Origin of the sequence: Streptomyces sp. NPDC019937, assembly GCF_040631655.1 — a bacterium.
Taxonomy (GTDB): Bacteria; Actinomycetota; Actinomycetes; order Streptomycetales; family Streptomycetaceae; genus Streptomyces.
Genome location: NZ_JBEYAL010000009.1, coordinates 118,575 through 131,376 on the forward strand (window position 1 = coordinate 118,575; position 12,802 = coordinate 131,376).

12 protein-coding genes and 2 pseudogenes are annotated in these 12,802 nt (G+C 72.5%); 8 read left to right on the forward strand and 6 right to left on the reverse strand.

Translation table 11 applies throughout. The features are described 5' to 3' along the window. Positions 1 to 121: 121 nt before the first annotated feature. The gene (locus ABZ562_RS11435; protein ID WP_361476668.1) at positions 122 to 589 is read left to right on the forward strand and encodes a MarR family transcriptional regulator; all 468 of its coding nucleotides are present in this window, start codon (positions 122 to 124) and stop codon (positions 587 to 589) included. A gap of 10 nt (positions 590 to 599) precedes the next feature. On the opposite strand, the gene ABZ562_RS11440 is transcribed toward ABZ562_RS11435, so the two are convergent. Next, positions 600 to 881: a hypothetical protein gene (locus ABZ562_RS11440; protein ID WP_361476670.1), complete on the reverse strand. Its 282-nt coding sequence runs from the start codon at positions 879 to 881 to the stop codon at positions 600 to 602. A gap of 155 nt (positions 882 to 1,036) precedes the next feature. On the opposite strand from ABZ562_RS11440, the gene ABZ562_RS11445 reads away from it, so the two are divergent. Next, positions 1,037 to 2,185, forward strand: a complete 1,149-nt coding sequence (locus ABZ562_RS11445; protein ID WP_361476672.1) for a cytochrome P450 — start codon at positions 1,037 to 1,039, stop codon at positions 2,183 to 2,185. Between the two features lie 38 nt (positions 2,186 to 2,223). Here ABZ562_RS11445 and ABZ562_RS11450 read toward each other — a convergent pair. Continuing rightward, a pseudogene (locus tag ABZ562_RS11450) lies at positions 2,224 to 2,481 on the reverse strand (winged helix-turn-helix transcriptional regulator); the annotation flags it as partial. Positions 2,482 to 2,483: 2 nt separating this feature from the next. Between ABZ562_RS11450 and ABZ562_RS11455 the strand changes: the two are divergent. Next, positions 2,484 to 2,776 (forward strand): annotated as a pseudogene (locus ABZ562_RS11455) (NAD(P)-dependent oxidoreductase); the annotation flags it as partial. A 32-nt stretch (positions 2,777 to 2,808) separates the two neighbouring features. Here the strand turns inward: ABZ562_RS11455 and rox are convergent. Then, positions 2,809 to 4,242, reverse strand: a complete 1,434-nt coding sequence (rox, locus tag ABZ562_RS11460) for a rifampin monooxygenase (protein ID WP_361476674.1) — start codon at positions 4,240 to 4,242, stop codon at positions 2,809 to 2,811. A gap of 214 nt (positions 4,243 to 4,456) precedes the next feature. Then, positions 4,457 to 5,365 (reverse strand): EamA family transporter, encoded by a 909-nt coding sequence (locus tag ABZ562_RS11465; RefSeq protein WP_361476676.1) that lies wholly within the window; start codon positions 5,363 to 5,365, stop codon positions 4,457 to 4,459. 69 nt (positions 5,366 to 5,434) lie between these two features. On the opposite strand from ABZ562_RS11465, the gene ABZ562_RS11470 reads away from it, so the two are divergent. Then, a complete protein-coding gene (locus tag ABZ562_RS11470) occupies positions 5,435 to 6,289 on the forward strand; it encodes a LysR substrate-binding domain-containing protein (protein ID WP_361476678.1) in 855 nt (284 codons plus the stop codon). Positions 6,290 to 6,420: 131 nt separating this feature from the next. Further along, a complete protein-coding gene (locus tag ABZ562_RS11475) occupies positions 6,421 to 7,056 on the forward strand; it encodes a helix-turn-helix domain-containing protein (protein WP_361476680.1) in 636 nt (211 codons plus the stop codon). On the opposite strand, the gene ABZ562_RS11480 is transcribed toward ABZ562_RS11475, so the two are convergent. Continuing rightward, complete coding sequence (locus tag ABZ562_RS11480; protein WP_361476682.1) at positions 7,047 to 8,528, reverse strand: hypothetical protein; 1,482 nt, start codon at positions 8,526 to 8,528, stop codon at positions 7,047 to 7,049. The two genes, ABZ562_RS11475 and ABZ562_RS11480, sit on opposite strands and share 10 nt — an antisense overlap. Positions 8,529 to 8,667: 139 nt before the next feature. Here ABZ562_RS11480 and ABZ562_RS11485 point away from each other — a divergent pair, with 139 nt between their 5' ends. Both ABZ562_RS11485 and ABZ562_RS11490 read left to right on the forward strand, forming a co-directional pair. After that, on the forward strand, positions 8,668 to 9,342 hold the full coding sequence (locus ABZ562_RS11485) for a DUF305 domain-containing protein (RefSeq protein ID WP_361476873.1): 675 nt from the start codon (positions 8,668 to 8,670) through the stop codon (positions 9,340 to 9,342). 379 nt (positions 9,343 to 9,721) lie between these two features. Then, positions 9,722 to 11,065 (forward strand): FAD-dependent oxidoreductase, encoded by a 1,344-nt coding sequence (locus ABZ562_RS11490; RefSeq protein WP_361476684.1) that lies wholly within the window; start codon positions 9,722 to 9,724, stop codon positions 11,063 to 11,065. Between the two features lie 6 nt (positions 11,066 to 11,071). On the opposite strand, the gene ABZ562_RS11495 is transcribed toward ABZ562_RS11490, so the two are convergent. Next, positions 11,072 to 11,443: an ArsR family transcriptional regulator gene (locus ABZ562_RS11495; RefSeq protein ID WP_361476686.1), complete on the reverse strand. Its 372-nt coding sequence runs from the start codon at positions 11,441 to 11,443 to the stop codon at positions 11,072 to 11,074. 136 nt (positions 11,444 to 11,579) lie between these two features. On the opposite strand from ABZ562_RS11495, the gene ABZ562_RS11500 reads away from it, so the two are divergent. Further along, on the forward strand, positions 11,580 to 12,695 hold the full coding sequence (locus ABZ562_RS11500) for an NADH:flavin oxidoreductase/NADH oxidase (protein WP_361476688.1): 1,116 nt from the start codon (positions 11,580 to 11,582) through the stop codon (positions 12,693 to 12,695). The last annotated feature ends 107 nt before the right edge of the window (positions 12,696 to 12,802 follow it).

Below are 12,802 nucleotides of genomic sequence, written 5' to 3' on the forward strand. Positions count from 1 at the left end.
CGCGCAAGGCGAATACACGCTCGGACAATAATTGCACACGCCTACTAATGCAAGCGCGGGTATAGTGGGTGCGGAGACGAGAGCGGTGAGCCCGGCCGACACCGGAAAGAGAGCGCTGATCATGACTGCCACCGATCCGGCGATGACCGCCCTGGCGCACAGCTGGTCGGCCCTGTCGCTGCTGCACGGCCGCATCGAAGGGCGCGTCGAGCGTGCCCTGCAGGCCTCCCACGACCTCAGCGCACGCGAGTACTCCCTGCTGGACGTCCTCAGCCGCCAGCACGACGGGGAGGGCGGGCACCTGCAGATGCGCCAGGTCGCCGACTCCGTCGTGCTGAGCCAGAGCGCGACCACGCGGCTGGTGACCCGGCTGGAGGACCGCGGCCTGCTCTCGCGCTACCTGTGCCCCACCGACCGCCGCGGCATCTACGTCGACGTCACCGACAAGGGGGCGCGCCTGCTGGAAGAGGCCCGCCCCACCCACAACACCGCGCTGCGCGAAGCCCTCGACCAGGCCTCCACCGAAGCGGAGCTCGCCCCCCTCGTCCAGGCCGTCGAGAAGCTGCGGGAAACCACCCTGCTCGCGTGAGCACCCCCGGTCACTCGCCCCGGAGCAGAGGGAAGCCGCTCACGATCTGCCGAAGGCGCATGACGCGCCGCACCTCACCCCTGGCGAGTCCCCAGGGGACGAACCCGAGGCCGAGCCCGATCTCGTCGCTGTAGGCGGTGTCGACGTCGACGTGGACGGCGACGCGTGAGCAGCCGGTGGCCTCGAGCCAGTCGAGCAGAGGCCGGGTGAAGGTCCGCGGGGCGTCGGGGCCGTACGCCTGGATGCCCCGGGCGGCGACGTTCGGGAAGTCGTCGTCCTCGAACCCTGACATCCGGCGAGGGCGTGGGCGCACGCCGGAAAGCACATCGCATCAGGCGTCGACCCGGGCGACCTCACCGGCCTTTACTGGGACCTGCGCGCCGAGCGCGACCGCGTCGAGCGGATCCACCCCGAGTCCCAGGGCCGAACGGATGGGAGCCCGACACCATGAAGCAATCCCCACGGGATCACCAGGAGCCGCGACCCGCGTGCCCCGTCCGGCTCGTGGAGAGCGGCTCCTCCGGGCACACCGGTTACCTCGTGACCGGATACGCGGAAGCCAGGCAGGCACTCGGCGACCCGCGCCTGTCGAAGAACACCTCCGCCTTCTTCGCCGGCAAGGGCTCCACACGCCGACCGCACCCCGCCGTGACGCGGAACATGCTGGCCAGCGACCCTCCGCGGCACACACGGCTGCGCAAGCTGGTGACCAAGGCGTTCACCACGGGAGCCGTCGCCGCGCTGCGCCCGTTCATCGAGCGGGTGACCGACGCCCTCCTCGCCGAGTGGCCCAGGCATGGCGAGGTCGACGTCGTCGCCGACCTCGCCATGCCCCTTCCCGTCACCGTGATCTGCGAACTGCTCGGAGTACCCGAAGACGACCGGCCGGACGTCAGGCGCTGGTCCGCCGACCTGTTCGCGGCGGGACAGCCCCAACGGATCGACGCGGCTTCCCATGCGATGGCCGAGTACATGGCGGGCCTCATCGCCGAGAGACGAGACCGGCCCGGCGACGCCCTTCTGGACCGCCTCATCCGGGTCCGCGACGACGGAGACCGGCTCGGCGAGGAGGAACTGGTGTCCCTCGCCGTCCTCCTCCTCGTCGCCGGGCACGAGACCACCACCCACTTCATCGGCAGCGCACTCCTCGCGCTCCTGCAACGGCCCACAGATCTGGAACGGTTGCGCCACGCACCGGACCTCGTACCGGGCGCGCTGGACGAGTTGCTCCGCCACAGCTCCCCCGTCAGCACGGCCACGTTCCGGTACACCACCGAGCCCGTCCCCCTCGGGGGCACCGAGATCCCCGCCGGCACTCCGGTGCAGGTGGCCATCGGAGCCGCCAACCGCGATCCCGCCCGCTTCGCCGAACCCGAACGGCTCGACCTCGGACGGGACGCCACCGGACACCTCGGCTTCGGCCACGGTATCCACCGGTGCCTCGGCGCTCCGCTGGCCAGAGCCGAGGCGGAAGTCGCCCTCCGGAAGGTCCTGACCCGCTTTCCCGGCCTCCGGCCGGCGGTGCCCCCGGAACAACTGGTCTGGCGTCCGACGCGCCTGGTTCGCGGCCTGACGGCTCTCCCCGTTCTCGTCTGAGGCGGGGAGGTGGTCGACCGGGCGCGGCCGGGCGCCGGTCAGGGCGCGGACTCGGCCAGGTCGACCATCTCGTGCCCTTCGCGCCGGATCCGCTGGGCGCCCCAGGCGCCGAGCGGCCCGAGGGCTTCGATGAGGGTGTGCCCGTGCTGGGTCAGGGAGTGCTCCACCTCGGGCGGCACCTCGGCGTGGACATCCCGGTGCACGAGGCCGTCCTTCTCCATCTCGCGCAGGTGCTGCGTCAGCATCTTCTCGGTGACACCCGGCAGACCGCGGCGGAGCTCGGAGAAGCGGCGTACGCGATGCGGCCTACGTCTACTACAGCGACCCCCGGGAGGTGATGGAGCGTCACCGGGCGGCGCTGACGCTGGTCGGCACACCGAACCACCTGGGCGAAGACCCGGGCTGGCGCAGATGATGTACCAGGCTCAGCTCACGGTGTTCCTCACCACCCTGTCGGAACTGCTCACCCTCGCCGACTCGATCGGCGCGATCGGGCGAGCGGGCGAGGAGACCCCCGGCGCCGCGCTGGACGCCGGGGAACACCCGGGCGCGCTCAGTACCGTCACGATGATGGGCGCGACGTCCGACCACAGCGGCGGCCGACCGTACCGCGTGCGCCTGGGTCAGGCGGCGGCGCCGAACCACGGGGGCAGGTGGCCGAGGAGGTCCTGCTGGCCGTCGCCGGCCCAGACCACATGGCCGTCCGGCCGCAGCAGCGCCGCGGGCGCGTCCAGTTCCCCGCCGACGTCGACGACGTGGTCGACCCGGTCCGCCCAGCCCGCCACCGACAGGCGGCCCGTCCCGTCGAGCAGCAGTCCGCGGCCGCCGTGCATCCGCTCGTAGAGGCGGCCCTGCCGCAGCGGCAGGTCGCGCAGCCGCCGGCCGAGCAGTTCGTGGCCCTCGCCGAGGTCGTAGCGGACGTCGACCGCGGTGATCATGCCGGTCACGTACCGGTTGACCTCCTCGAAGTCCATCAGCGTCGACAACAGCTCCCGCAGCGCGGTCGCTCCCGGATCGGTGCCCATCAGCGTGATCTGCGCGCGGGTGTTGCCCAGCACACCGGCGCCCACCGGGTGGCGTTCGGCGTGGTAGGTGTCCAGCAGCCCCTCCGGCGCCCAGCCGCGGACCTCCGCGGCCAGCTTCCAGCCGAGGTTGAACGCGTCCTGGATGCCGAGGTTGAGCCCCTGCCCGCCGGTCGGCGGGTGGACGTGCGCCGCGTCGCCCGCCAGCAGCGCCCGGCCGACCCGGTAGCGCTCGGCCTGCCGGGTGGCGTCGCCGAACCGGGACAGCCAGCGCGGCGAGTGGGCGCCGAAGTCGGTGCCCGCGACCGCCCGCAGCTGCCGCCGGAACTCCTCCAGGGTCGGTGGGGTCGTACGGTCCTCCGCCACGCCGTCGGCGGGCACGACGACGCGGTACACGCCCCGGTTCCCCTCGACGTCGGGAAGGGCGCCGAACCGCAGCTCGGTCCTGCGGACCTCCTCGACGACGGCCGCGATCGCCGCCGGGTCCTCGGTCACCTCCATGTCCCCCAGCAGCGTCTCGACCTTGGCGGGCTCTCCGGGGAAGCCGACGCCGAGCCGCTTGCGCACCACACTGCCGCCGCCGTCGCACCCGACGAGGTAGCGCGAGCGCAGGTGCGTGCCGTCCACAAGCTCGACCCTCACCCCGTCCTCGTCCTGGCTCAGCCCGGCCACTTCGCGGCCGCGCCGGATCTCGGCGCCGAGTTCGAGGGCACGCTCGGTCAGCAGCCGCTCGGTGACCGGCTGCGGGACGGTGAGGCCGTACGGATGCGCCGTGTCCATGCGGTCCGGCCACGGCTTGCGGATGCCGCCGAAGTAGCCGCCGGCCTGGAACGTCACACCGACCGCGAGGAACCGCTCCAGCAGGCCGCGCTGGTCCATCAGTTCGACGCTGCGCACGTGCAGGCCGCGCCCGCGGGGCTGCCCGCTCGGCTCGGTCAACCTCTCCAGCACGACCACGTGCACACCGTGCAGCCGCAGTTCGCAGGCCAGCATCAAGCCGGTCGGTCCCCCGCCGACCACGATCACGTCAATCATGAAAGCCCCACCCCCGTACGCGTTTCGCGCATCTCTCATATGCCCGGGTTCCGGGCCGGGCCGGTCATTCTGCGGCACGAACGGGACCTTGCCGCAAGGCCCCCGGTGCGCTATACGTTGAGAGTGGCAAGGAGTGGGCAACCTCCTTGCCTTTCCTTGTGGCGCCGACTCGCCGCCGCTTGTCGCCGCTTGTCGTCCGCGCGCTCCGCCTACGTCAGCGGCCGCCCGTACGCACCGCACCCGCGCTCGCCGCGACCACCATCGCGATGGCGGCGCACTGCGACAGCGACAGCCCCTGGTCCAGCACCAGATAGCCCGCCGCCGCGGCCACGGCCGGGGCCAGGCTCGTCAGCACCGCGAACGTCGCCGCGGGCAGCCGGCGCAGGGCGAGCAGTTCCAGGGCGTAGGGCACGCCCGAGCTCATCACCGCGATCGCGAGGCCCAGACCGAGCGCCACCGGGTCCAGCAGCGCCCCGCCCGAGGCCCCGATGCCCAGCGGCAGGCTGACCAGCGCGGCGACGGACATCGCGATCGTCAGACCGTCCAGCCGGGGGAAGCGGGCGCCCGCGCGGGCGTTGAGGACGATGTACGCCGCCCACATCACCCCGGCGCCGAGCGCGAAGGCCACGCCCGGGGCGTTGAGCCGGCCGAAGCCGTCGTGGCCCAGCAGATACACCCCGGCCAGGGCGAGACCGGCCCACAGCAGGCTGGCGGCGCGGCGCGAGGCGACGACCGACAGCAGCAGCGGCCCGAGCACTTCGAGGGTGACCGCCGTGCCCAGGGGAATGCGGTCGATCGCCTGGTAGAAGAGGATGTTCATGCCGCCGAGGGCCAGGCCGAACCCGCAGACCACCGCCCCGTCGGCGCGCGTGTAGCCGCGCGGGCGGGGCCGGGTGATGACCAGCAGCAGCACCGCGGCGATCGTGATCCGCAGCGCGACCGTGCCGAGCGCCCCGGCGCGGGGGAACAGCAGCGCGGCGACCGCCGACCCGAACTGCACGGACAGGGTGCCGGTCAGCACCAGGCCGACGCCGCCGAGCGTGCCGCGGCCGGGAGGGTGGCGAAGGAGAGCGGGAGGGGTCGTCGCGGTCGTCGCGGAGGAGCCGGGCACCGGGGAGGTCATGCCCTCACGTTAGGAACCCGGACCAGGCCGCGTGAAATGCGCGTTTCCCTGCGGTTATGCTTCTCGGACATGACCATCGAGCTGCGGCATCTGCGGGCCTTCCTCGCCATCGCCGAGGAGGGCACCATCACCCGTGCCGCCGCCCGCCTCCATCTGAGCCAGCCCGCACTGTCCCGTACGCTGCGCCAGCTGGAGGATCACTTCGGCGCCCGTCTCGTCGACCGCTCCACCCACCACCTGGAGCTGACCTCCGGGGGCCGTACGTTCCGCGACAAGGCCCTCGCCGCCCTGGCCGCCGTCGAGACCGCGCTGGACCCCGGTGGCCTGCGGAGCTGGCCGCTCCGGCTGGGCCACCCGTGGGCGGCGCTCGGCGACCACACCGTCCCGCTGCTGCGCCGCTGGGACGAGACCCACCCCGGCACTCCGCTGGAACTGCTCCGCGTCGACGACCGCACGGCGGGCCTCACCCAGGGGAAGGTCGACGCGGCCCTGCTGCGCGGCGAGGTCACCGCGGCCGGGATCCGCACGGAGGTGCTGATGTCGGAGGAGCGGTTGGTGGTCATGCCGGTGGACAGCCCGCTGGCGGCTCTCCCCCGGATCACCCTGGCGGACCTCGCCGCCCATCCGATCGCCGTCAACACCGTCTCCGGCAACACGACGATGGACCTGTGGCCGCCGACGGCGCGCCCCGCCGCGACCATCGAGGTGGCCAACACCGACGAATGGCTCATCGCCATCGCGGCGGGCCGCGCCGTGGGGATCTCCACCTCGGCGACCCCGAGCCACCACGCGCTTCCCTCACTGGTCTTCCGGCCGCTCGCGGACGCCCCGGCCGTTCCCGTCGTCCTCGCGTGGCGCGAGGGGGTGGGGCATCCGGCCATCCCGGACCTGGTGGCCCTCGCCCACCAGGTCGTACGGGGCTGAAGCCGCCGGTTCGGACGATCCCCCGCGTCGCCCGAACCGGCGGAGACAACGAGCCATCCTCGAAGATCGCCGGACAGCCGCCTGCCGGCTGAGTATATTGGCTCGCAGCCAGCCAACGCAGGAGTTACAGCATGTCCCCCCGCAGCCCATCGGTCAATGAGGAGTTGCGCCGCCGATCCCAGGACCGCCTGCTGCAGGCGACGGTCGAACTGGTCGGTGAGCGCGGCTACGAGGCGACGACGCTCGCCGATATCGCCGACCGGGCGGGGGCCGCCCGCGGTCTGGTCTCGTACTACTTCCCGGGCAAGCGCCAGCTGCTGCAGACCGCCGTGCACCGGCTGATGCACAGGGAACTGGCCAGGGGGCTGGAGCGCGAGCCGCGCCCGGAGGGCCCGGACGCCGGTCGGGAGCTGCTGGCGCGCGCGATCGACGCGATCCTGGGGCTCGCCCGGGACCAACCGCGGCTGATGCGCACGCACATGGCCGGGCTCCTCGCGGCGGAGGGGTTCATCCAGTGCCCGGAGCAGCAGCGGCTGGCCGCCCTGCTGCGCGACACGGTGACCCGCTACGGCTCACAGGACCCCGAGGCCGACTACCGGCTGCTGCGCGCGCTGCTGATGGGCACGGTGGTCGCGATGCTGCTGCCGGGGGCGCCGATGGAGCCGGAGCGGCTGCGGACGGAGCTGTTCCAGCGCTACGGGCTGGCCTGGGAGCTGGGGGTCCCGCCGGGCGGGGAGCCGCCCGGCGGGGTCCCGGATCAGCGGTAGTCCGGCTGCGTCTGCACGTTCAGCTCGTGCAGACGCACCGACCGGGCGCTGTCCGTGCGCCGGTCGTCGATCTTCAGGACGTCGAGGCCCTTGGTGATGTCGTTCGAGTAGATGTAGCCGTTGTAGTAGTACGCGGACCAGGAGCCGCCGGTGATCAGCGTGTCGGCCGAGATCGGGCCGCGCTCGAAGTAGCCGATCTCCTCGGGGTGGTCGGAGTCGGTGAAGTCCCAGACGGACACGCCGCCCTGGTACCACGCCTGGACCGCGATGTCGCGGCCCTTGGCGGGGATCAGCGAGGCGTTGTGGGCGACGCAGTTCTCGGTGGCGGCCTGCTGGCGCGGGATCTTGTAGTAGCTGCGGAACACCAGCTTCCGCTTGTTGCCCTTGCCGACGATGTCGTAGATACCGTCGGCGCCACGGTTCGGGCCGGTCGCGTCGTTGCAGGTCGCGGCGCCACCGCCGCCCAGCTCATCGGTGAACACGACCTTGTTCCCGCGCTCGTTGAAGGTCGCCGAGTGCCAGAAGGCGAAGTTGACGTTGTCCTCGACCCGGTCGATGACCCGTGGCTTCGCGGGGTCGGCGATGTCGAGGAGGATGCCGTCGCCCATGCACGCGCCCGCCGCCAGCTTCAGCTTGGGGAACGTGGTGAGGTCATGGCAGCCGGTGGTCTTGCTGACGCCCGGGTTGGCCGGGGCGCCGGGGTTGCCGCCGTCCGGGAAGAGGACGGGGAAGTCGATGACCGCGGCCTTCTCGGGCGCCTGGCGGGGCACCTTGATGACGGAGATGCCGTCGTGCGGGGGCTGGCAGTCCGGGAAGGTCTCGCTGGGCGCGTACGAGGACACGTAGATGTAGACGTTCCGGCGCTCGGGCACCAGGGTGTGGGTGTGCGAACCGCACGAGGTCTCGACGGCGGCGACGTACCGCGGGTTTGCCTTGTCGCTGATGTCGAAGACCTTCATGCCCTCCCAGGAGGACTTCTCGGTCGCGGGCTGCGTGGTGCTGTTGCAGGAGTTGTCGCTGCGCGAGGAGTCGGTGGAGAGGAAGAGCAGATTCCCCGAGACCGAGACGTCGTTCTGCGAACCGGGGCAGAGCACCTGACTGACGATCTTCGGGCGTTCCGGCCGGCTGATGTCGTAGATGACGAAGCCGTCGTAGTTGCCCGCGAAGGCGTACCTGCCCTGGAACGCGAGGTCCGAATTGGTTCCCTTGAGGTCCTGCTTGGGGATGTTGGTGAGGTGACTGACGTTGTCGCTGTGAACGATCTCGTCCACCCCGGGTATCTCGCCGTTCTCGATGGCGGCCCTGGTGCCGGATGCCTGATCCTTCGTCACCCGCTTGCTGTGCGGCGCGTCACCGGGGTCCGGTGTCGCGGCCGCGGGGCCCGCCGCCAGCAACGAGGCCACCAGGCCGAAGGCTGCGACGGCCGCACCGAGGTATCCGCGCCGCTGCGAGGATCTTTCCCACGGCTTCACTGTGTCCTCCCTTACGTCCCTTGTGCCCGCTCGGAGTTGAACGGCGCACGGACTCGGGCAGTATCGCGCCTCTCATGTACACCACAACAGACGGCATCATGGTCATGGCGGAAATTACCGACTCTCCTTGGAGGAAACGGTGTTGCACCGGCGTACGAGGCTTCACGCCGCATCCCTCGCGTTCGCGGCGACGGCCGTCGCCGCGGCGCTCGCCCTCACCGGATGTGAGGCGGAGGGCGGCCGGCAGGACACCGGGAAGGGTCCGCAGGGCGGGAAGCCCTCGGTGATCGCCCCGGGGCGGCCGGGCGAGGCGGCGAAGACCCTGTCGGCCGATGAGGCGGCGAAGGCGGGCGACGACGACTCCCCCAACGCCGCCGACCGCGGTTACGTCACCATGATGATCGAGCACCACCGGCAGGCCCTGGTCATGACCGGCCTCGCCCCCGAGCGCGCGAGATCGGCCAAGGTCAGACGGATCGCCGAGCGCATCGCGGCGGCGCAGGGGCCGGAGATCGACGCGATGCGGGGGTGGCAGCGGACCAGCGGCGGCCCGGCGGACGTAGAGCACCACCACGGCGGGTCGGACGCCATGCCCGGCATGGCCACGCCGAAGCAGCTGGACGCGCTGCGCGCCGCGAAGGGCGCCGACTTCGACGCGCTCTTCCTCAAGCTGATGATCGCCCACCACCGGGGCGCGGTCTCCATGGCCACGGACGTCCTCAGCCACGGCAACAACGTGCGGGTGGAGGAGATGGCCACCGATGTGATCGCACAGCAGAGCAGCGAGATCCACCGGATGCGGAAGCTGGAGTGACGCGGCCGGGGTGAGCGGCTCAAGGTCCTGTCCGGCGGATCTTCGTGGGTCAGCCCGCGGCGTCTGGTGCAGGGGGCACCTCCCAGCGGTAGCTGGGGGAGCATCGCAAGGCGGAGGATCACCCTCGTACCGGGTCGCACTCGGGCGATCCCGGCAACGCGGCGAGGTGCCGCGCCAGGCGTCGCGGGCCCGCGAAGGTCCGCCGGACAGGGCCTGAGGCGAGGGCGCGCCTGAGCGGGCCTCGTAAGCGGCTCGCGCGGGCGGCTCAGGTGCCCCGGGAGCCCCTTCCCCCACTTGCCCCCGTCGCGCGGCGCGTGGTGCCGGACGCCGTCGCCCGCCGGGTGCGATGCTGGAGACAGCCTGCGGAAGGAGCTCCTCCGTGCTTCGCGTCGCCGTCGTGGGATCCGGGCCGAGCGGCGTCTACGCCGCCCAGGCGCTCGTCCAGCAGCAGGCCGTACCCGAGGTGTCGGTGCATGTGCTGGACCGGCTGCCCTGCCCGTACGGGCTGGTGCGCTACGGCGTCGCGCCCGACCACGAGAAGATCAAGTCGCTGCAGAACACCCTGCGCGCGGTCCTGGAGCACCCCCGGGTCAGCTTCCTCGGCAACGTGCACGTGGGTCCACCGCCGCTGGTGCCGCAGCGGCTGCTCGGGCTCTACCACGCGGTGGTCTACTGCGTGGGCGCGGCGACCGACCGGCGGCTCGGCGTGCCCGGCGAGGAGCTGCCGGGCAGCTACTCCGCCACCGAGTTCGTCTCCTGGTACAGCGCCCATCCGGACGCCCCCGGCGACGCCTTCGCGCTCGGCGCGCACTCCGCCGTCGTCATCGGGGTCGGCAATGTCGCGGTGGACGTGGCCCGCATCCTGGCGCGCGGGGCGGAGGAGCTGCGGCCCACCGACGTCCCCCATCTCGCCCTCGGCGCGCTCGCCGACAGCCGGGTCACCGATGTGCACATGGTCGGCCGTCGCGGCCCGTCCCAGGCGAAGTTCACCACCAAGGAGCTGCGCGAGCTGGGCTCGCTGACCGGTGCCGATGTGCTGGTGCGCGCCGATGAGCTGGCGCTGGACCCGGCGTACCGCGACCCCTCGGGGCTGCCCGCGGCCGGCCGGCGCAACGTCGAGGTGTTGCGCGACTGGGCGCGGCGCGAGCCCATGGGCCGTCCGCGCCGCATCCAGCTGCGCTTCTTCCTGCGGCCCGCGGCGCTGCTCGGCGAGCGCGCGGTGCGCGCCGTACGGTTCGAGCGGACCGCGCCGGACGGGCGGGGCGGGGTGGCGGGCACGGGCGTCTTCGAGGACATCGACGCGCAGCTGGTGCTGCGGTCGGTGGGCTACCGGGGCGTTCCGCTGCCGGGGCTGCCGTTCGACGAGGGGCGGGGCACCGTGCCGAACGCGGCGGGGCGGGTGCTGCGCGGCGGTGTGCCCGCGCCCGGCGAGTACGTGGCGGGGTGGATCAAGCGCGGGCCGACCGGGGTGATCGGCACCAACCGTCCGTGCGCCAAGGAGACGGTCGCCTCGCTGCTCGCCGACGCGGACGTCCTGGCGGCGCGGCCGGTGGCGGAGGACCCCCTCGCCGCGCTGCGCGCGGCGGGCGTGGAGCCGGTGGAGTGGACCGGCTGGCTGCGGATCGAGGCGGCGGAGGCGACGCTCGGGGAGGCGCTGGGGCGTACGAAAGTGAAGATCCCGGACTGGGCGGAGCTGATGGGCGCGGCCCGCGCGGAGGACTGACGCTCCTCAGCCGTGGTCGCCCGCCCGGTCGTCCTGGAGGGTGATGGCGGTCAGGACGCTGTCGAGCAGCCCGGGGAACAGCGCGTCCAGGTCCGCGCGGCGCAGGGCGTTCATCTTGGCGGTGCCCCGGTAGATCTGGTGGATCACGCCGCATTCGCGCAGCACCCGGAAGTGGTGGGTGGTGGTCGACTTGCTGACGGGCAGGTCGAACACCGAACAGGACAGGTCGCAGTCCTCCTCGGCCAGGGTCCGCACCACCCGCAGCCGCATGGGGTCGGACAGCGCGTGCAGCACGTCCTCCAGGCGGATGTCCGCGCGCCGCGGATGCTCCAGCGAACGGCCCGTCGGCTGCGTCTCAGGTGCGCTGCGCGTCTGCACGACTGCCGCTCCTCCGCTCCTCGTCGCGTCGTTCCGGAACCCCCATTGTACGAAGCTTCTCGTAGTTTGACACCCACCGTACTACGATGCATATCGTATTAAGCGTTCCTGGTGGAGACACGAGACGGAGCCTGCCGTGAGCGCCCTTTTCACGCCCCTTTCCCTGCGGTCGCTGACCGTCCCGAACCGGATCTGGATGGCACCGATGTGCCAGTACTCCGCCGAGGTCTCCGGACCGGCCGCCGGCGTGCCCGGCGACTGGCACTTCTCGCACTACACCTCGCGCGCCGCCGGCGGCACCGGGCTGATCCTCGTCGAGGCCACCGCGGTGAGCCCGGAGGGCCGGATCAGCCCGGCCGACCTGGGGCTCTGGAACGACACCCAGGCCGGGGCGTTCCGCCGGATCACCGCGTTCCTCAAGGAGCACGGCACGACGCCCGGCATCCAGCTCGCCCATGCCGGCCGGAAGGCCTCGACCGACCGGCCGTGGCGGGGCGGCGCGCCGCTCGGGGTCGGCGAGCAGGGCTGGCGACCGGTGCTCGGGCCCAGCCCGGTGCCGTTCGACGCCGGGCACCCGGTGCCGGAGGAGCTGACCACCGCGCAGATCGAGGAGATCGTCGGACAGTTCGCCGACGCGGCGCGGCGCGCGCTGGCGGCGGGCTTCGAGGTCGCGGAGATCCACGGCGCCCACGGCTATCTGATCGGCGAGTTCCTCTCTCCGTACAGCAACCACCGCACCGACGAGTACGGCGGATCCTTCGAGAACCGGACCCGCTTCGCGCTACAGGTCGTGGAAGCGGTGCGCGCGGTGTGGCCGGACGAGCTGCCGCTGTTCTTCCGCGTCTCCGCCACCGACTGGCTCACCGAGACCCGCCGGGACCGGAACGCGGACGCCGACGAGCGGGACGGCTGGACGGTCGACGAGACCGTACGGCTCGCCGCGGAGCTGCGGGCCCGGGGCGTGGACCTGCTGGACGTCTCCAGCGGCGGCAACGCGCCGCGGGTCCCGATCCCGTCGGGCCCGGGCTACCAGGTGCCGTTCGCGGCGCGCGTCCGGGCCGAGACCGGGCTGCCGGTCGCCGCGGTCGGGCTGATCACCGAGCCGGAGCAGGCCGAGAAGATCGTGGCGAACGATGAGGCGGACGCGGTGCTGCTCGGCCGCGAGCTGCTGCGCGACCCGTACTGGGCGCGGCGCGCGGCGCGCGAGCTGGGCTCGGACGCGCCGGTCCCGCCCCCGTACTCCCGGGCCTGAGACACCCGCGCCGAGCCGCGGGAAGACGCTCCCCCGGGCCGTTGTCGGCGGCAGGGTGCAGACTCTGGTGATGTCGGACACATCCTTCATCGCCCTCTTCACCCTCC

Coding starts and splice junctions, on each gene's coding strand:
- rox (WP_361476674.1), bottom strand. CDS start 4,242: ATGATTGACGTGATCGTGGTCGGCGGGGGACCGACCGGCTTGATGCTG.
- ABZ562_RS11435 (WP_361476668.1), top strand. CDS start 122: ATGACTGCCACCGATCCGGCGATGACCGCCCTGGCGCACAGCTGGTCG.
- ABZ562_RS11465 (WP_361476676.1), bottom strand. CDS start 5,365: ATGACCTCCCCGGTGCCCGGCTCCTCCGCGACGACCGCGACGACCCCT.
- ABZ562_RS11475 (WP_361476680.1), top strand. CDS start 6,421: ATGTCCCCCCGCAGCCCATCGGTCAATGAGGAGTTGCGCCGCCGATCC.
- ABZ562_RS11445 (WP_361476672.1), top strand. CDS start 1,037: ATGAAGCAATCCCCACGGGATCACCAGGAGCCGCGACCCGCGTGCCCC.
- ABZ562_RS11470 (WP_361476678.1), top strand. CDS start 5,435: ATGACCATCGAGCTGCGGCATCTGCGGGCCTTCCTCGCCATCGCCGAG.
- ABZ562_RS11440 (WP_361476670.1), bottom strand. CDS start 881: ATGTCAGGGTTCGAGGACGACGACTTCCCGAACGTCGCCGCCCGGGGC.